This is a genomic window from Thalassospira sp. MCCC 1A01148, from assembly GCF_001613795.1.
Lineage (GTDB): Bacteria > Pseudomonadota > Alphaproteobacteria > Rhodospirillales > Thalassospiraceae > Thalassospira.
In genome coordinates, this window is record NZ_LPVZ01000012.1 from 179975 (window position 1) to 198637 (window position 18663).

17 protein-coding genes are annotated in these 18663 nt (G+C 54.2%); all 17 read left to right on the forward strand.

The window, feature by feature from the left end; genetic code table 11:
• Positions 1–15 precede the first annotated feature (15 nt).
• The 17 genes from dnaE to AUQ43_RS03800 all read left to right on the forward strand — a co-directional run bounded on the left by dnaE (position 16) and on the right by AUQ43_RS03800 (position 18639).
• Positions 16–3501: a DNA polymerase III subunit alpha gene (gene dnaE / locus AUQ43_RS03720; RefSeq protein WP_062954598.1), complete on the forward strand. Its 3486-nt coding sequence runs from the start codon at positions 16–18 to the stop codon at positions 3499–3501.
• A gap of 231 nt (positions 3502–3732) precedes the next feature.
• Positions 3733–4512, forward strand: a complete 780-nt coding sequence (rpsB, locus tag AUQ43_RS03725; protein WP_062954600.1) for a 30S ribosomal protein S2 — start codon at positions 3733–3735, stop codon at positions 4510–4512.
• Positions 4513–4599: 87 nt separating this feature from the next.
• A complete protein-coding gene (gene tsf, locus AUQ43_RS03730) occupies positions 4600–5523 on the forward strand; it encodes a translation elongation factor Ts (protein ID WP_062954603.1) in 924 nt (307 codons plus the stop codon).
• 166 nt (positions 5524–5689) lie between these two features.
• Positions 5690–6421, forward strand: coding sequence for a UMP kinase (gene pyrH / locus AUQ43_RS03735; RefSeq protein ID WP_062955241.1), 732 nt, complete (start codon positions 5690–5692; stop codon positions 6419–6421).
• 2 nt (positions 6422–6423) lie between these two features.
• On the forward strand, positions 6424–6987 hold the full coding sequence (gene frr / locus AUQ43_RS03740) for a ribosome recycling factor (protein WP_062954605.1): 564 nt from the start codon (positions 6424–6426) through the stop codon (positions 6985–6987).
• Positions 6988–6989: 2 nt separating this feature from the next.
• Complete coding sequence (locus tag AUQ43_RS03745) at positions 6990–7730, forward strand: isoprenyl transferase (RefSeq protein ID WP_062954607.1); 741 nt, start codon at positions 6990–6992, stop codon at positions 7728–7730.
• Positions 7717–8535: a phosphatidate cytidylyltransferase gene (locus AUQ43_RS03750; protein WP_255356097.1), complete on the forward strand. Its 819-nt coding sequence runs from the start codon at positions 7717–7719 to the stop codon at positions 8533–8535. Before AUQ43_RS03745 ends, AUQ43_RS03750 begins: the two co-directional genes overlap by 14 nt.
• 39 nt (positions 8536–8574) lie before the next feature.
• Entirely contained in the window at positions 8575–9735 is a 1161-nt protein-coding gene (locus tag AUQ43_RS03755) for a 1-deoxy-D-xylulose-5-phosphate reductoisomerase (RefSeq protein WP_062954611.1), read from the forward strand.
• 38 nt (positions 9736–9773) lie between these two features.
• Positions 9774–10877 (forward strand): RIP metalloprotease RseP, encoded by a 1104-nt coding sequence (rseP, locus tag AUQ43_RS03760; RefSeq protein WP_062954613.1) that lies wholly within the window; start codon positions 9774–9776, stop codon positions 10875–10877.
• The gene (gene bamA / locus AUQ43_RS03765) at positions 10877–13198 is read left to right on the forward strand and encodes an outer membrane protein assembly factor BamA (RefSeq protein ID WP_062954615.1); all 2322 of its coding nucleotides are present in this window, start codon (positions 10877–10879) and stop codon (positions 13196–13198) included. Before rseP ends, bamA begins: the two co-directional genes overlap by 1 nt.
• Positions 13198–13776 (forward strand): OmpH family outer membrane protein, encoded by a 579-nt coding sequence (locus AUQ43_RS03770; protein ID WP_062954617.1) that lies wholly within the window; start codon positions 13198–13200, stop codon positions 13774–13776. The genes bamA and AUQ43_RS03770 overlap by 1 nt, the downstream gene beginning before the upstream one ends.
• Positions 13776–14795, forward strand: coding sequence for a UDP-3-O-(3-hydroxymyristoyl)glucosamine N-acyltransferase (gene lpxD / locus AUQ43_RS03775; protein ID WP_062954619.1), 1020 nt, complete (start codon positions 13776–13778; stop codon positions 14793–14795). Before AUQ43_RS03770 ends, lpxD begins: the two co-directional genes overlap by 1 nt.
• 11 nt (positions 14796–14806) lie before the next feature.
• On the forward strand, positions 14807–15256 hold the full coding sequence (gene fabZ / locus AUQ43_RS03780; RefSeq protein ID WP_062954621.1) for a 3-hydroxyacyl-ACP dehydratase FabZ: 450 nt from the start codon (positions 14807–14809) through the stop codon (positions 15254–15256).
• A gap of 2 nt (positions 15257–15258) precedes the next feature.
• The gene (gene lpxA / locus AUQ43_RS03785) at positions 15259–16062 is read left to right on the forward strand and encodes an acyl-ACP--UDP-N-acetylglucosamine O-acyltransferase (protein WP_062954623.1); all 804 of its coding nucleotides are present in this window, start codon (positions 15259–15261) and stop codon (positions 16060–16062) included.
• Entirely contained in the window at positions 16043–16906 is an 864-nt protein-coding gene (locus AUQ43_RS03790; RefSeq protein ID WP_062954625.1) for an LpxI family protein, read from the forward strand. The genes lpxA and AUQ43_RS03790 overlap by 20 nt, the downstream gene beginning before the upstream one ends.
• The gene (gene lpxB, locus AUQ43_RS03795) at positions 16896–18062 is read left to right on the forward strand and encodes a lipid-A-disaccharide synthase (RefSeq protein ID WP_062954627.1); all 1167 of its coding nucleotides are present in this window, start codon (positions 16896–16898) and stop codon (positions 18060–18062) included. The genes AUQ43_RS03790 and lpxB overlap by 11 nt, the downstream gene beginning before the upstream one ends.
• Before the next feature lie 136 nt (positions 18063–18198).
• The gene (locus AUQ43_RS03800; RefSeq protein WP_062954629.1) at positions 18199–18639 is read left to right on the forward strand and encodes a VOC family protein; all 441 of its coding nucleotides are present in this window, start codon (positions 18199–18201) and stop codon (positions 18637–18639) included.
• Positions 18640–18663: the final 24 nt, after the last annotated feature.

Consider the following 18663-nt stretch of genomic DNA (forward strand, 5'->3'; position numbering starts at 1 on the left):
AGAGGTTTGGCTCCGATGGAAAACGGTTTCGTCCATCTTCGTGTACACACCAACTATTCGCTGGCCGAAGGTGCGATCACGACCAAGGAGCTGGCAAAACTCTGTGCTGCTGACGGCCAACCCGCTGTTGCAATGACCGATACCGACAACATGTTCGGCGCACTTGATTTCGCCGGTGCGCTAAGTGGTGCCGGCATTCAGCCGATCCTTGGCGTGCAGATGGGCGTGGAGCGTTATGGTGATAAGCCTGCTGTTGGCAAAATCGCCCGCGAACCGATGCCTGATCGCCTTGTTCTGATTGCCCAGAACAAGGAAGGCTATTTCAACCTGCTGAAAATCATTTCGCGCGCACACATGACGTCCGAGGCCGGCAGCGAGCCCAAGGCACTTTACGAACATATCCGAAAATACGCCGACCATATCATCTGCCTGACCGGTGGTCCGACGGGTCCGCTTGCGCGTTTACTGGGTGAAGAGCAGGTCGATAAGGCCGAAAGCTGCGTGGCAGACCTCAAGGATATCTTTGGCAATCGTCTTTATATTGAATTGCAACGCCATGGTGAGCCGCTTGAAGAACAGGTCGAACCCGGCCTGATCAAGCTGGCCTATGATCATGATGTGCCGCTGGTTGCGACCAATAACTGCTATTTCCCGACGGTCGATATGTATGAAGCCCATGACGTGTTTATTTGCGTCGGGCAGGGGGCAGTTGTTGGTCAGGAAGATCGTTGGAAACTCACCCCGGACCATCGGTTCAAGTCGGCTGCTGAAATGCGCGACTTGTTCGCCGATATTCCCGAGGCCTGCGATAATACGCTTTTGATCGCCAAGCGTTGCTCGTGGCACGTTGAAAAGATCGACCCGATCCTGCCGCCCTTTGATTGCGGCGAAGGCCGCACTGAGGTCGATGAACTGCGCCACATGTCCGAAGAGGGCCTGAAAGGCCGTTTGGAAAAATACGTCTTTACCGACGAAATGTCGGACGAGGAAAAGGAAGAAATCGCCAAGCCCTATTGGGAACGCCTTGATTATGAGCTTGGCATCATCAACCAGATGGGCTTCCCGGGTTACTTCCTGATCGTCGCCGACTTCATCCAGTGGGCCAAGGATCATGAAATCCCGGTCGGGCCGGGCCGTGGCTCGGGTGCGGGGTCGCTTGTGGCCTATGCGCTTTTGATTACCGACCTTGATCCGCTGCGTTTCTCGTTGCTGTTCGAACGTTTCCTGAACCCGGAACGTGTCTCGATGCCTGACTTTGACGTCGACTTTTGTCAGGACCGGCGCGGCGAGGTCATCGAATACGTTCAGAAAAAATATGGCCATGACCGCGTCGCACAGATCATTACCTTTGGTAAGTTGCAGGCAAAGGCCGCTGTGCGCGACGTCGGGCGCGTTCTGTCGATCCCGTATGGCTATGTCGACAAGATCTGTAAAATGATCCCGGGCGATCCGGCCAAGCCGATCCCGCTCAAGGAAGCAATTGATATGGAACCGGACCTGCGCCGCATTGCGCGCGAGGACCCGGATATTGATCGCCTGCTGTCGATCGCCATGCAGATCGAAGGTCTTTACCGTAACTCATCGACCCACGCGGCAGGTGTGGTGATCGGTGACCGTGACCTTGATGAACTGGTCCCGCTGTATCGCGATCCGCGTTCGGACATGCCTGTCACCCAGTTCAACATGAAGTTTGTTGAAAATGCCGGTCTGGTGAAGTTTGACTTCCTGGGGCTTAAGACCCTGACGGTGATTATCGAGGCCGTCAATTTGATGCGCCTTCGCAAAGATGTGCCACAAGACTTTGATATCAGTGCAATTCCCCTTGATGATCGCCCGGCCTTCAAGCTGTTGTCAGCAGCCGAAACCGTCGGCGTGTTCCAGCTTGAATCCCAGGGTATGCAGGATGTCTTGCGCGGGCTGAAGCCCGATACGCTCGAAGATATTATCGCTGTCGTGGCGCTGTATCGTCCGGGGCCGATGGATAACATTCCGCATTACATCGCGCGTAAGCACGGTCAGGAAGAACCTGATTACATGCACCCGATGTTGCAGCCGATCCTCGAAGAAACCTATGGCATCATGATCTATCAGGAGCAAGTCATGGAACTTGCCCAGATCATGGCTGGCTATTCGCTTGGCGGTGCTGACCTGTTGCGCCGTGCGATGGGTAAGAAAATCGCCGAGGAGATGGAAAAACAGCGTAGCCTGTTTGTCGATGGCGCGGAAAAGAACGGCGTTGATCGCGGGCAGGCGTCTGACATCTTTGATCAGGTCGCCAAATTCGCATCCTACGGCTTTAACAAGTCCCACGCGGCGGCCTATGCGCTGGTGGCCTATCAGACGGCATATCTTAAGGCGAACTATCCGGTCGAATTTATGGCCGCGTTGATGACGCTTGATATGCACAACACCGAAAAGCTGGCGATTTTCAAACAGGAAGTCGAACGGCTTGAAATCGAAATCCTGCCACCTTGCGTGAACAACTCCCAGGTCGCGTTTTCGGTTGAAAACCATGATGGCGTGCGCAAGATCCGTTATGCGCTGGCCGCGGTTCGAAATGTCGGCGACGCCGCAATGGAAAGCCTTGTTGCCGAACGCGAAGCCAACGGACCGTTCAAGGACATCACCGATTTCGCCTCGCGCATCGACAGTCGGGCGGTCAATAAACGCCTGCTTGAAAACCTTGTACGCGCAGGGGCGCTGGATTGCCTCGCGTCCAACCGCAAGGTCATGTTTGAAAATGTCGATAAGGTCATCGCCGTTGCCCAGCGTGAAATGCATGCGCGCAACGATGATCAGATTTCGATGTTTGGCGACAGCAGCGGCTTTGGCAAGGACCAGATCCGTTTGCCTGATGAACGCGACTGGGTCCCGATGGAAAAACTGACCGAGGAATTCTCGGCCATCGGGTTCTATTTGTCGGCTCATCCGCTTGATACATTTGGCAAAAGCATCCAGCGCATCGGTATCGCCCCGATCAAGGAACTGCCGGCCCGCATGCGTGCATCAAACAAGGGCACTATCCGCTTGGCTGGAACCCTGATCAACGCACGTGAAATGATTTCCAAAAAGAACGGTTCGAAATTCGCCTTTGTCATGTTCTCGGACCCGACCGGCAGTTTCGAGGTCGCTTTCTGGGCAGAGGCCTGGGCAGCCTATAAGGAAATCATCACTGCCGGGCGCCCGGTATTGTTAAATGTCTCTGCTGAAATGCGCGATGGACAGCTTCGCATTCAGGGGCAGCGTGTCGAAGATCTTGAAAAGGCCGTCGCCGGTGCTGCCGAAGGCATTCGCATTCGACTTAACCGCCCTGATCCCGTTGATGAGATCCGTCAACTGCTTGAGCAGGCAGGTAAGGGGCGTGGTCTGGTTACCCTGTCATCGGTTTGTGATGACGGTCGGATGGCCGAGATCGAGCTTGAAGAAAACTATAAGGTCGGCCCGTCGCTTATCGGGGCAATTGGCGCGATTCCCGGTGTGGAATTCGCCGAGGAAATCTGATGATTTCATCTGGTTGCAACAAGTTACCCCAGTAGCCCATCGGGAACCGCGCATTTGTGCGCATTTTAGGGGTTGCAATCTCGCGTTAGGGGGATTAAAACCCGCCCCGAACATCGCACGCGGAAGAGCGGCGACTGCCGTCATATGGCAACTCGTCCATCCGGTGTTTCATACATGGTGTATGGAATTCCCTTCCGCGGAGGTATTAACCGGAAAAAGGTAGGAATTATCATGGCTTTGCCAACCTTTACCATGCGCCAGCTCATGGAAGCTGGTGTCCACTTTGGTCACCACACCCGCCGTTGGAACCCGAAGATGAAACCGTACATCTTTGGTGCCCGTAACGACATTCACATCCTGAACCTGCAGGAAACCGTTCCGATGCTGCATCGCGCGATGCAGGCCGTTCGTGACGTTACTGCTTCGGGTGGTCGTGTTCTCTTCGTCGGTACCAAGCGTCAGGCTTCCCCGATCATTGCAGACGCTGCAAAGCGTTGCGGCCAGTACTATGTCAACCATCGCTGGCTCGGCGGCATGCTGACCAACTGGAACACCGTTTCCAACTCGATCAAGCGCCTCAAAGAACAGGACGAAATCCTGAACTCCGGTGCAGAAGGTCTGACCAAAAAAGAAATCCTGAACTTGACCCGTTCGCGCGACAAGCTTGAGCGCGCGCTTGGCGGTATTAAGGACATGGGTGGTCTTCCTGACATCATCGTCGTGGTCGATACCAACAAAGAATCGCTTGCTATTCAGGATGCCAAAAACCTGAACATCCCGGTCGTTGCGATCCTCGACTCCAACTCTGATCCGGCAAACGTTCAGTTCCCGGTTCCGGGTAACGACGATGCGATCCGTGCAATTCAGCTGTATTGCGATCTGTTTGTTGGTTCCGTTCTTGACGGCATCCAGGAAGAAATGACTGCTTCTGGCGCAGATCTCGGCGAAGCGGAAGAAGTTCCGGCCGAAGCAGCTGCTGCTTCTGAAGCTGCAGACGAAGCTTCCGCATAAGTTTCATTTTGTACCTGATGAAACGGCGGCTAGCATGCCGCCGTTTTGTTAGGTGTTTACCTGATCGCGTAATTAGGGGCTTTAAAAATGGCTATTACCGCTGCTCTCGTTAAAGAGCTTCGCGAAACCACCGGCGCTGGCATGATGGATTGCAAAAAGGCGCTGTCCGAAACCGATGGTGATCTGGACGCAGCTGTTGACTGGCTTCGTACCAAGGGCCTTGCTGCTGCTGCCAAAAAAGCTGGCCGTGTTGCTGCCGAAGGTCTGGTTGCAGTCGCTGTTGACGGCACCAAAGGTGCCGTTGTCGAGCTGAACGCTGAAACCGACTTCGTTTCGCGTAACGAAGACTTCCAGAAGTTTGTCGGCGAAATCGCAAACCAGGCTGTTGCTGCAAATGGCGACATCGACACCCTTAAAGCAGCTGCTTTCCCGGGGACCCAGCGTAACGTCGAAGAACAGGTCACGCACATGATCGCCACCATTGGCGAAAACATGTCCCTGCGTCGTTCTGCTGGCCTGTCGGTCGAAAACGGTGTTGTTGCTTCCTATGTTCACTCTGCTGTTGCCCCGGATCTGGGCAAGATCGGTGTTCTGGTGGCACTCGAATCTGAAGCGGATGCTGGCGTTCTTGATGCCCTTGGCAAACAGATCGCAATGCACATTGCAGCAACCAACCCGGCATCGGCAACGGTTGATGATCTTGATCCGGAACTGGTAGAGCGCGAAAAAGCCGTTCTGACCGACCAGGCCAAAGAATCGGGCCGCCCGGCAGAGATCATCGAAAAGATGATCGAAGGTCGTATCCGCAAATATTACGAACAGGTCGTTCTGGTTGAGCAGACCTTCGTGATTGACGGTGAAAACAAAGTCAAAACCGTTATCGAGAACGCTGCCAAAGAAGCTGGCAAGCCGATTACGCTCAAGGGCTTTGTTCGCTTCGAACTCGGTGAAGGCATCGAGCGCGAAGAAAAAGACTTTGCTGCAGAAGTTGCTGAGCAGCTGAACAAATAAAACATCTGATCGAAATGGTGCGTTTGCCACCATTTCGTGTATGATCCAGACCGGCGAGGTCGGCAGCGCATATCCGCCCTGTTACTCGCCGGTCTTTTTATATCTGAATTTTGCATTTCCCATGTTCGGGCAATGCGTTACATCGGCATTTAAGAGGCAATCCGACATGGCAGAAAACGGCCAACTGAAGTTTCGTCGCGTCCTTTTGAAGCTCTCTGGTGAGGGGCTCCTGGGCAATCAGCAATACGGTATTGATCCTGAAACGGTTGACCGGATTGCCAGCGAAATCAAAGCCGTTCACGACATGGGTGCCGAAGTCTGCATGGTGATTGGCGGGGGGAACATCTTCCGCGGCGTCAAAGGTGCCTCCCAGGGCATGGAACGCGCAACTGCCGACTATATGGGCATGCTCGCCACCATCATGAACGCACTGGCCGTTCAGAATGCGCTGGAACGCCACGGCATTCAGACCCGCGTTCAATCTGCCATCCCGATGTCTTCGGTTTGTGAACCCTATATTCGTCGTCGTGCCGTGCGTCACATGGAAAAGGGTCGTGTTGTGATCTTTGCCGCAGGGACCGGTAACCCGTTCTTCACCACCGATACCGCTGCTGCCTTGCGCGCGGTCGAAATGGGCTGTGATGCGTTGCTTAAGGGCACCCAGGTTGACGGTGTCTATACTGCGGATCCGAAAACCGATCCGACAGCAGAGCGTTACGACGAACTTACATACATGGAAGTTTTGTCCAAAGATTTGCGTGTTATGGACGCATCGGCTATTTCTTTGGCACGCGAAAATGATATTCCGGTTATCGTATTTTCTTTGCATAATCCGGGTGCCTTTGCAGACGTTGTTACTGCAAAGGGGACGTTTACGATTATTTCGAATGGAGACTGAACGTGTCTGACGTTGCTGGCCTAAAAAAGGACCTGTCCCGCCGTATGGAAGGGGCTGTCGAAGTACTGCACAAGGAATTTACCGGTCTGCGCACCGGACGTGCCAGTGTAAGCCTTCTTGAGCCGGTTATGGTTGAAGCTTACGGCGTTCCGACCCCGCTTAACCAGGTAGCATCTGTCAGCGTTCCAGAATCGCGCATGCTTTCTGTTCAGGTCTGGGACAAGTCGATGGTGAAATCCGTCGAAAAAGCCATTCGTGAGTCCGGTCTTGGTTTGAACCCGGCGGCTGATGGCACACTTGTTCGTGTTCCGATTCCGGCCCTTAACGAAGAACGTCGCGCTGAACTGTCGAAGGTTGCCGGCAAGTATGCCGAGCAGGCCAAGGTTTCTGTTCGTAACGTTCGCCGCGACGGCATGGACCAGCTGAAAAAGTGGGAAAAGGACGGTGACATCTCCAAGGACGAGATGCACAACGAGGAAAAAGAAGTTCAGAAGCTGACCGACAAGGTCATTGGCGAGATTGATGAAGCGCTCTCGCACAAAGAACAGGAAATCATGCAAGTCTGATTATGGCTGTGCTTTCTTCGCAACCCCAAGCTTCAGATCTGACCTGTGTACCGCGCCACGTTGCCATCATTATGGATGGCAACGGACGCTGGGCCCGTGGTCGTGGGCGTCCCCGTACCATAGGGCATCGTGCCGGTGTCGATGCGGTGCGCCGCACGATTGAGGCATCGGCCGAACTCGGTATCGAGTATCTCACGCTGTATGGGTTCTCGACAGAGAACTGGAAGAGACCTGAAAGCGAGGTCAGCGATCTGATGGGGTTGCTGCGCCTGTTTCTGAAGCGTGAATTGTCCACTTTGCACAAGAATGGCGTGAAAATTCGTATTATCGGTGATCGTTCGCGGTTCGCCGACGATATTCGCGAACTTCTTGCAAAGGCTGAAAATCAGACCCGTGATAACACGCGCCTGAACCTGACCATCGCGCTGAGCTACGGTGCGCGGGCTGAAATCACTCAGGCTGTGCGGGACATTGCGGCCAAGGTTGCAGCAGGTGAACTTTCTGCAGATTTGATTACAGAAGAGCTTATCGAGGAAAATCTGTCGACGGCAGGTATCCCGGATCCGGACCTTCTGATCCGGACCAGTGGTGAGCAGCGCATTAGCAACTTCCTGCTTTGGCAGTCAGCTTACACGGAATTCGTCTTCGAAGATGTTCTGTGGCCGGATTTTGATCGCAGCCACCTTGAAAAAGCTATCGATAACTTTGCCGGGCGGGAGCGGCGTTTTGGTGCCGTCATCTGAGACCAAAGATCAAAAAGATACCAATTCCGGTTTGCTCCCACGCGTTCTTTCTGCGTTGGTCATGGCACCCGTGGCTGTCGCGGCTGTCTGGTTCGGCGCTCCTTATTTCGACATATTGCTGTTTGTATTCTGCGCCGGGATGATGTGGGAATGGTCGCGGATGTGTGCGCCCAAGTATTACAATGGCATCTCGGTTGTAACGGCTGTTGCCCTTGCGGTTGCCATGATGATGTATGTGACCGGTCAGGAAGAGTACATCATCATGCCGGTTGCGATTGGTGTGATCATCGCCGCGGCGCGGTCGGGACGAAACTGGCTGCTTGCAGGTTTCGGTGTGCTGTATATCTCGCTTGCAGCATTAGCGGCCCTTTGGCTGCGAACCCACGAGGGTGATGGTCTCCTGATCATTATGTGGTTGTTCTTCCTTGTTTGGGCCACGGACACCGGTGGTTATGTCTTTGGCAAGACCATCGGCGGTCCGAAACTGGCACCACGCTTTAGCCCAAAGAAGACCTGGGCGGGATTGATTGGCGGCATGATCTGTGCCGGGATCATCGGTGGTCTGGTAACCTATTTCAGTTCCGCCTCAGTCAATTGGATCATTGTTGGCGTCAGTATGGTGCTGGCGATTGTTGCGCAGATCGGTGACCTTGGTGAGTCCGCCCTTAAACGCCGTTTCGAGATCAAGGATAGCAGCGGTCTAATTCCGGGCCATGGCGGATTGCTTGATCGCGCTGACGGGATGTTGTCGGTGTTCCCGGTTGCCTTTGCTATTATCTGTTTCGCAGGGCTTTCTCTGCGTTAAGGCAGTCAAACTCTTGGCTGCTGTCCTTACAGGTGTTTGATGACTTTAAAGAAATCCGTCAGTGTCTTTGGTGTTACGGGCTCAATTGGGGCCAGCACCGTTGATGTTCTGAAGTCCCACGCTGACAAATATGCTGTTGAGGCCGTTACTGCTCATCGCAATGTCGATGCACTGGCAAAAGCAGCGATCGAGCTTGATGCCAAATGCGCTGTCATTGGCGATCCGGCCTTCTTCGGGGCGCTACAGGATGCCTTGGCGGGCAAAGGCATCGAACTTGCTGCTGGCGAAGATGCATTGATTGAGGCAGCGGAACGTCCATCTGACGTCGTCATTGCCGCAATTGTTGGCGCCGCAGGACTAAAACCGACTTTGGCTGCTATTCGTCGCGGTGCACGCATTGGTCTGGCCAACAAGGAAACGCTGGTTTGTGCCGGCGCGTTGATGACGGCCGAAATCACCAAGCACGGCGCGACCTTGATCCCCGTGGACTCAGAGCACAGTGCGATCTTTCAGGTGCTCGAAGATCACGAGGAATCCCGCGTTGATCGTATTTTGCTGACGGCCTCTGGTGGACCTTTCCGCGCATGGCCTCTGGACGATATGCGTTCGGTGACCCGTGCACAGGCCCTGGCACATCCCAACTGGGAAATGGGTGCAAAAATCTCGATTGATTCGGCAACCATGATGAACAAGGGCCTTGAACTGATCGAAGCATGGCATCTGTTTCCGGTGGCAGAGGAACAGATCGAGATTGTTGTTCATCCCCAATCGGTTGTTCATAGCATGGTGGAATATTCCGATGGGTCCGTCCTCGCTCAACTCGGCACACCCGACATGCGGACCCCGATTGCCTATGCGCTTTCATGGCCGGACCGGATCAAGGTTGACACACCGCGTCTTGATTTTGCCACGATCGGCAGCTTGAAGTTTGAAAAGCCGGACACAGATCGTTTCCCGGCACTTCGTCTTGCGCGACAGGCCTTGCAGGAAGGTGGCACGCTGCCTACTGTTCTGAACGCTGCGAATGAGGTTGCGGTTGAGGCGTTTCTAAAAGACAGAATCGGTTTTCTGGATATTGCCGTGACTGTTGAAAAGGTGATGACAAGACTTGGAAGCGAAGCGCTGACCAGCCTTGATCAGGTGTTTGAAACAGATGCGATGGTGCGCCGGGAAACGATGGCGTGTCTTGCTTCCGCTTAAATTAAAATCGCTGGTTCGACCGGCTTAGGGAACTTTTGATGGAAACCTTGCTTGCTTTTCTTTTTGTGCTCTCGGTGCTCGTGTTCGTTCACGAATATGGTCACTACTGGGTGGCAATCAAAAACGGCGTAAAGGTCGAAGCCTTTTCAATCGGGTTTGGCCCGGAACTTTTCGGCTGGCAGGATAAAAAAGGTACTCGTTGGAAGGTCAGCCTTATTCCGCTTGGCGGTTACGTCAAGATGTTTGGCGATATGAACCCGGCCAGTGCCGGTGGTCGGGATGACCTGGATGCAGAAGAGGCGAAACATGCCTTCCATCACAAAGGCGTTGCGGCACGTGCGGCAATCGTTTTTGCAGGGCCGCTGGCCAATTTCATCTTTGCCATTATCGTCTTTACGTTCCTGTTTGCTGTGGTCGGACAACAGCGTGCCTTGCCGGTTGTTGGTGAAGTTCTTGAAAACAGCCCGGCATCTAGCGCGGGCCTGATGGCCGATGACCGGATCACGGCGATCAACGGTCAGTCGGTTGAATGGTTTTCCGAGCTTTCTGACATTGTGCGCGCAAATCCCGGGCAACCGATTTCCGTCACGGTCCAACGCGACAGTGAAATCGTTGATTTGGCCGTAACGCCCGAAGCCGTCGAAGTCGACGAGGGTGGAATGACCGCGACTGTCGGGCGTCTTGGCATTACAGCGGGTGATTTTGAGATGAGCCGGACCGGCGTTGTGGAATCCGTTGGTCGCGCCTTTGAGACAACCTATTCGCTGACCACTCAAACATTCTCTGCACTTGGTGAAATGATCAGTGGTGATCGTGATAGTTCCGAACTGGGTGGCCCGATCAGGATCGCTCAAATGTCAGGGCAGGTGGCCGAAGGGGGCATTGCACCGCTTCTGTTCTTCATGGGCTATCTTTCCATCAGCCTTGGGTTGATCAACCTGATGCCTGTTCCGGTTCTGGATGGTGGTCATCTTGTGTTCTATGCGATTGAGGCAATTCGCGGTAAGCCATTGGGGGCAAAAGCACAAGAATATGGTTTCCGTATTGGCGCGGGTTTGGTATTCAGCTTAATCATTTTCGCAACGTGGAACGATTTGACGCAATTGGGTGTCTTCAGTTTCCTCAAAGGACTTGCTGGCTGATGAATGACAGCAACAGGGGGGTTAACTTGCTGCGTAAGGTAAAAGCGGCAGTGGTCATTACGGCCCTGCTTGGCGGAACGGCGCCATTGATTGTTCCTGTGGCTGTGCATGCCCAGTCAGGTATCATTCGCGACATCGAAGTCGAAGGCAATAACCGTATCGAAAGCGCAACGGTGAATGCCTACCTGACCGTGGCCCCCGGTGACTCCTACGACATTCAAAAAATCAACAGCTCGCTTAAGGCTCTGTTCTCGACCGGTTTGTTTGCCGACGTGTCCTTTTCCTTTAATCAGGGAATATTGCGGGTAAACGTTGTTGAAAACCCGATCATCAACCGGATTGCCTTTGAAGGTAATCAGCGTCTTGACGATGAAACACTGGGTGCGGAACTGCAGTTGCGCCCGCGTGTTGTTTACACACGTACCAAGGTTCAGGCGGACGTTCAGCGTGTTCTTGAACTCTATCGCCGCAGCGGTCGTTTCGCCGCCACCGTGGAGCCGAAGGTCATCCAGCTTGATCAGAACCGTGTCGATCTGGCCTTTGAAATCGACGAAGGGGATGCAACCGGCATCCGCAAGATCAACTTTGTGGGTAACAAGGCTTTTGATGACGGCGAGCTTTCCGATGTTATTCGCACGACCGAAAGTGCCTGGTGGAAAATCCTGACGGCTGACGACAACTATGACCCGGACCGCGTGACTTTTGACCGCGAATTGCTGCGTCGTTTCTATCTTGCGGCTGGCTACGCCGATTTTCAGGTCCTGTCATCTGTTGCAGAACTTACGCCTGATCGTTCCGACTTCTTCGTGACCTATACGGTAAGCGAAGGGCAGCGCTATCAGTTTGGCGAGATCAATGTTGTTTCGCTGATCGACAAGATCGACCCTGAAACCCTGATGCCGCTGATCGAGATCGAAAGTGGTGAATGGTATAACGCGACGCTCGTTGATGATGCTGTTGATGCACTGGCCGATCGTGTCGGTGACCAAGGCTACGCCTTCATTGATATTCGACCGAATGTAGAGCGCAACCGCGAAGCTGGTACGATTGACATTACCTTCAACATTGCCGAAGGCCCAAAAGTCTATGTCGAGCGCATCAATGTTGTCGGGAACGTCCGAACCCTTGATGAAGTGGTCCGTCGCGAGTTCCGTCTGGTCGAAGGCGATGCCTTTAGCAGCTCCAAAATGCAGCGCTCCAGACAACGCATTGAAAACCTGAATTTCTTCAAGTCGGTCGATGTCAAAACGCTGCCTGGATCCTCGCCCGATCAGACCGTGATCGAAGTTGATGTCGAAGAAAAGTCAACTGGCGAGTTCTCTATCGGTGCAGGCTACGGAACGGATAACGGGGCATTTGGTCAGCTTGGTATTCGTGAACGTAACTTGCTTGGTAAAGGCCAGGATCTGCGCTTGAACTTCACATTGGGTTCAACCGACCAGCAAGTAGACCTTTCCTTTACAGAACCCTACTTCCTGGATCGAGAAATCGCGGCAGGCTTTGATCTCTATCGCCGCGAAGAAGATAACCAGGACGAAAGCTCTTACGACGAAGAGCAGACCGGTGGTCGTCTTCGTGCCGGATTCCGCTATAACGAAGAACTGTCGCATTCGTTCCGTTATACCCTCGAGAGCAACAGCTATTCGAATATTGATGCAACTGACGCGTCGCGGCTTCTCTTGGCGGAAGACACTGATTTTGTTGAATCCGTGATAGGCCATACACTGACCTATGATGAGCGCGACAGCACGATTGCACCGACCGAGGGCTATTTTGCACGACTGTCGAACGATGTTGCTGGGCTTGGCGGGGACGAATCCTATTTGCGTACGCGCGTTGAAGGCGGTTACTACTACCCGCTTGACCGTCAACACGAGTGGGTTCTGTCGACCCGTGGCGCCACCGGGTACATCTTCGGGTTTGACGACGACACCCGGATTTCCCAGCGGTTCATGGTCGGTGGCGCTAACTTGCGTGGTTTCGAGGCGGCTGGTGTCGGTCCACGTGATATCGCGACTGGGGATGCGTTGGGCGCGAAAATGTATTACACCGGTTCAGTGCAAATGGACTTCCCGCTTGGCACACCTGACGAGTTTGCCCTGACCGGTCGTATTTTTAGTGATTTCGGCTCCAGTCAGGATGTTGACGGCGCACGGCCGGGCGAGATTTACGATACCGGAACGCTGCGTAGTTCGGTTGGTGTTGGCGTTGGCTGGGAATCTCCGTTTGGCCCGATTGGTGTTGATATCTCTCAGGCCATCACAAAAGAAGATCACGACAAAGAGGAAATGTTCCGACTTAACTTCGGAACCAGATTCTAATGCATATGATCAAAACTCTACGTAATCTGCTGGTTCTTTCCGCCCTGTTTGGTTTCACCGCACACATGTCTGTTGTGCAGGCCCAGGAACCAAACCCGGACAACTTTGCCTCTGTGATGATTGTTGATTTTGCCGGTATCATGCGCGAAGCGTCTGCCATGCAGGATGCCCGTAAGCAGATCCGCGACCGTCAGGTTGCCTATCAGCAGGAAATCGAAACCCGCGAACAGGCCCTGCGCGAGGAAGAGAAACAGCTCGCTCAGCAACGTACACTTCTGGCGGCTGACGTTTTTCAGGGCAAGCAAAAGCAGTTTCAGCAAAAGGTTGCTGACTTCCAGAAATTTGCCCAGGCCCGCAGCCGCGTTCTCGATCAGGCCCTGGCCGAAGCACAGTCAAGGTTCTCACAGGCACTGAATGAAATTATCGGCAGCATCGCCGAAGAACGCGGTGCAAACCTTGTTCTTCATCGTGGGCAGGCCGTTCTGTTTGCAACATCAATGGATGCCAGCAAGGAAGTTTTCGAGCGCGTAAATGCCGAAATCCCAACCATCACGGTTGAATTCAAGGAAGGCTCCTGATGGCGGATGCGCGTTTCTTTAGCCGTAAGGGACCATTCAGTGTAGCCGAAATCGCTGCGCTAACGGAAACAACACCGGTAAACGCACCCGATGAATCCAGGGTGTTTCAAGACGTCTCGCCGCTACAGAATGCTGATAGCGAAATTCTGAGCTTCTTTGACAATCGCAAGTACCTTTCCGCTTTCGAAAGCAGCAAGGCCGGTGCCTGCTTTGTCCGCCCGGAATTTGCAGAACGTGCCCCCGAAGGCATGGTTTTGTTCACCACCAAGGACCCTTATCGCGCCTATGCAAAGGCCGCGACGGCCTTCTATCCGTTTGAAACCGGCAATGGCGTTGTTTCCGATCATGCTGTGATTGATCCGACGGCCAAGCTGGGCAACGGTGTACAGGTCGATGCTGGTGCCGTGATCGGGGCCAATTGCGAAATCGGTGACGGTACGATCATCGCATCAAACGCGGTCATCGGTGAAGGGGTTGTTATCGGTGCTGGATGTAAGATTGGTGCCAATGCTTCGATCAGCCACAGCCTGATCGGCAATCTGTGCCTGATTTATCCGGGGGCGCGCATCGGGCAGGACGGTTTTGGCTTTGCAATGGGGCCGCAGGGCCACGCCAAGGTCCCGCAGTTGGGCCGGGTCGTCATTGGCAACGACGTTGAAGTCGGCTCAAACAGCACGATTGACCGTGGTGCGGGCCCGGATACGGTGATTGGCAACGGCTGTCGTATCGACAATCTGGTGCAAATCGGCCATAACGTTGAGCTGGGCATGGGGTGTGTCGTCGTCTCGCAAGTCGGGATTTCGGGTTCAACCAAGCTTGGAAATTTTGTCGTGCTTGCTGGTCAGGCAGGCATTACAGGGCACCTCGAAATCGGCGATGGCGCGAAAGTCGCAGCCCAGTCAGGTGTCATGAAAAATGTGGGGCCGGGGGAAACAGTGGGTGGAAGCCCCGCCGTTCCGGTCATGGAATATCATAAACAGACGGTCGCCTTGTCGCGTCTGATACGAAAAAAGAAATAAGGGCTACACACATGACCGAACTGGTAAGTGTCGATATCCAGCGCATTCTGGAAATGATTCCGCATCGCTATCCGTTCCTTTTGATCGACAAGGTCATCGACATCGAAACCGATGTCCGTGCCACCGGTATCAAGAACGTGACGATGAACGAGCCGCAATTCACCGGCCATTTCCCGCAGCAGCCGATCATGCCGGGTGTCCTTATCATTGAAAGCATGGCGCAAACCGCGGCTATTCTGGTGGTACAAACGCTTGGTGCGGACGCAGAAGGCAAGCTGGTCTATTTCATGAGCATCGACAATGCCCGTTTCCGCAAGCCGGTGACCCCGGGGGACGTCATGCACATTCATGTGACCAAGAAACAAAGCCGTGGTCCGGTCTGGAAGTTCGAAAGCCAGGTCAAGGTCGACGGTCAGGTCGTGGCCGAGGCCACCATCGCCGCGATGATCCGGGATAGCTGATAATGTCAAAAGTGCATCCAACCGCCGTTGTCGAAGATGGCGCGCAGATTGGTCAGGATGTCGAAATCGGGCCCTATAGCGTGGTCGGTCCGAATGCTGTCTTGGGTGATGGTGTCAAACTGCACAGCCACGTTGCTGTCGCGGGTCACACGACCCTTGGCGATCAGTGCGAAGTCTTTCCGTTTGCCTCTGTCGGTCACGCACCGCAGGATCTGAAATTCAAGGGCGAGCAGAGCCGTCTGATCATTGGCAAGCGTACCAAGATCCGCGAAGGTGCGACCCTGAATCCCGGCACCGAAGGTGGCGGCATGGAAACCACCATCGGTGATGATTGCCTGCTGATGACCGGGGCCCATGTTGGCCATGATTGTCACGTGGGAAACCATTGCATCTTGGTCAATAACGGGACGCTCGCCGGTCATGTGCTGGTAGAGGATTTCGCGATTGTTGGTGGCCTGTCGGCCGTGCACCAGTTTGTCCGAATTGGTAAACACGCCATGATTGGCGGTATGACCGGTGTTGAAAGCGACGTCATTCCCTACGGTTCCGTAATAGGTAACCGCGCGTATCTGTCGGGTCTGAATATTATCGGACTGAAACGCAGGGGTTTTGATCGTGAAACCATCCATTCGCTGCGCAAGGCCTATCGTTTGCTGTTTGCGCAGGAAGGCACCCTGGCTGAACGTGTTGAAGAAGTCGCCAAAGACTTCGAGGGTGTTGGTCCGGTGATGGAAATCATCAATTTCCTCCAAGCGGAAAGCATGCGTTCCGTATGCACACCAAAATATGACAGCTCCGCAGGATAGTTCGCAGCCAAAATTGGGAATTATCGCCGGGGGCGGGGCGCTTCCCGCCCGTCTGGCGGCCGCCGCGATCACGGCCGGGCGTGATGTCTGTGTTGTCAAACTGGATGGCTATGCTGATGATGCGGAACTTGATCGCTATCCGAATGTGACGGCGCGCTTGGGTGCAGCTGCAAAAATCCTTGATGCCATGCGTAACGAAAACTGTCAGGACGTTGTTCTGGCTGGCAAAGTCGCGCGACCGAGCTTTTCATCCATCCGACCGGACTGGCGCGCGGCCAAACTTCTGATGAAAGTCGGCTCAAAGGCACTTGGCGATGACGGTTTGCTCAAACTTGTGGGCAAAGAGCTGGAGCGCGAGGGTTTTCGCCTGCTTGGTGCTCATGAAATCCTTGGTGATCTTGCCGTTGAGGAAGGCGTAATCGGTTCAGTTGCGCCAGATGAGCAGGCGATGTCTGATGCCCGCCATGGACTTGCCGTCGCCCGCACATTGGGTCAGGCCGATGTCGGGCAGGGATGTGTGGTCCAGCAGGGGTTGGTCCTTGCCCTTGAGGCGATCGAAGGCACCGATGAAATGGTCCGCCGCTCAGCCCGCTACAAACGCGATGGCGTTGGCGGTGTGCTTGTAAAGTCGGCGAAACCCCAGCAGGATAAGCGCCTTGACCTTCCAACCATTGGCATAACCACAATTGAAGAAGCCCACAAGGCTGGTCTGCGCGGGGTAGCATTGCTGGCCGGTGGCACCATGATCATTGACCGCACGGCGGTCATTGCCCGTGCCAACGAACTGGGGCTGTTTGTGGTCGGTCTTGCCCTTCCGGACAAGGAAACCGCCAATGGCGGATGAAAAAACGCCGTCAGGCCCGAAGATCATGCTTGTTGCCGGTGAGGCATCAGGCGATCAACTTGGTGGTCGTCTGATGGCGGCGCTTAAGGCCAACCAGGATAATATCAAATTCATTGGTGTCGGTGGCCCCCGCATGGAGCGCGAGGGCCTGAAAAGCCTGTTTCCAATGAATGAAATGTCGGTGATGGGCCTGACCGAGGTCGTTCCGCATATTCCGCATTTGCTCAAGCGCATATCCCAGACCGCAGATTTTGCCAAATCCGAACGACCTGATGTCGTCATCACCATCGATGCGCCGGATTTCAGTTTCCGCGTCGGCAAGAAGCTCAAGGGGAAGGGTATTCCGCTTGTCCACTATGTAGCTCCCTCGGTCTGGGCGTGGCGCGAAGGCCGGGCAAAGAAGATTGCAGGGTTTCTCGACCACTTGCTTGCACTCTTGCCGTTCGAACCGCCCTATTTTGAAAAAGAAGGCCTGCCAACCACCTTTATTGGCCACTCAGCCGTCGAAGAACGTCATGACGGGGATGCACAACGCTTTCGCACCCAACATGGCCTGAGCGCGGATAAAAAGCTTTTGGCGGTCCTGCCGGGAAGTCGTAACTCCGAGGTCAAACGTCTTCTGCCGGTCTTCAAGGATGTTATCGACGACATTGCGGCCAAATATCCCGACGCACGTATCGTGGTCCCAACCGTAAGCAAGGTGGCTGATACGGTGACCTCGGAAATGAAATCATGGCCGCTTGACCCAATTGTCGTGACATCTGATCAGGATCGTCACGATGCCTTTTCTGCTGCCAATTGCGCCTTGGCGGCATCAGGTACGGTTTCACTGGAACTGGCCATTGCCGGCGTCCCGCATGTCATTGCCTATCAGCTCAATGCGGTGACAGGCTGGATTGCCAAACGTCTGATCAAGGTTGATACGGTTACGATTGTTAATCTGGTGCTTGGCAACAAGCTCATCCCGGAATTCCTTCAGAAAAACTGCAAGGCAAATAACATCACGCAGCATCTTGAGGCCCTGATGGCAGATGGTCCGGAACGCGCGGCCCAGATCGAGGGTTTTGACAAAGCCTGTACCTTGCTTGGGTTTGGGGATCGCCCGCCCAGTGAAAAGGCCGCTGATCAGATTTTGAAAATCATCGCCAAAAAATAAGCTGTTACGGGTAGCGTCAAATCCCCATTGCAATTAGGTTCTGAGGGTCCAAACTCATTCACATGACCGCCCGGGCAACTGATATGTGAATGAGTTTGGACCCTAGCATTGATCAATTCATAACGGAGACCATGTTATGCGCTACCTGCACACGATGGTACGTGTCGAGAATGTTGATGAGTCGTTGAAGTTCTATTGTGACCTTCTTGGCATGCAAGAGACCCGCCGCATCGAAAGCGAGCAGGGCCGTTTCACGCTGATCTATCTCGCTCCACCGGCAGATGTTGAAAGTGCAAAGGCCAACAAGGCGCCTGAACTTGAACTCACCTACAACTGGGATCCCGAAAGCTATTCGGGTGGCCGTAACTTCGGGCATCTGGCTTACGAAGTCGACGATATCTACGCTCTTTGCCAGAAGCTGATGGATGCTGGTGTTACCATCAACCGTCCGCCGCGCGATGGTCGTATGGCGTTCGTGCGCTCCCCGGATGGTATTTCCATCGAGTTCCTGCAAAAGGGTGACAACCTGGCGCCGGCAGAGCCGTGGGCCAGCATGGAAAACACCGGCAGCTGGTAAATCCATAAATATCGCGGGGCAGGG